Consider the following 602-nt stretch of genomic DNA (forward strand, 5'->3'; position numbering starts at 1 on the left):
TGGAACTAGTGGGCCAAACAGCATTGAAAATTCTCTTGCTTGTCCAGCAGTCAGAACAATGTTTCCGTTAGTGAAGTCAGTTGCAGCATACTTGAATGCCTTTTCACCATTCCATACATCATAGTTACAAATAGATGGACCAGTGCACATCAAAGAGACATTCTCATTTGAACCTGTATTTTTAACAAGCATTTTGATGGTCAATAAGGCTTGTCCAGAATCACTTACCTCAAACTCAGGACCTACAAAATAAAATGTTGCAGGGCCAACTACATACTGAGTAGCTGTTTGAACATATTCATATTCTGTGATTTTTAGTTTTGCTGCTCTTTCACAATTTAATCTTTCATATGCTTTAATAACATCAGCACACTTTTCCAAGTCTGCTTGTAGTGAAGCGAGTTTTGAATCAGAAGCATCTGAAACAGGGTTTGTGGATTTTGATTCAGTATTAATTGTGATTACTCCAGTTTTTATCAAATGCTGAATACCATTTACAAATTCCGCATCTGTGATAGTTCCGTCTGCCCACCATCCGGCATTATTCTTTACCCAGACTGGTACAGATTGAGATTTCTCTGCAGATATTTCTGTTACTGGAG

The 602-nt window shown here is 37.7% G+C and carries 1 protein-coding gene; it reads right to left on the reverse strand.

Features of this window, described 5'->3' with window-relative positions:
• A partial coding sequence (locus tag BG20_RS11425) for a hypothetical protein (RefSeq protein WP_010195597.1) occupies positions 1-602 on the reverse strand: 602 nt, incomplete at both ends.

Source organism: Candidatus Nitrosarchaeum limnium BG20 (genome assembly GCF_000241145.1).
Taxonomy (GTDB): Archaea; Thermoproteota; Nitrososphaeria; order Nitrososphaerales; family Nitrosopumilaceae; genus Nitrosarchaeum; species Nitrosarchaeum limnae.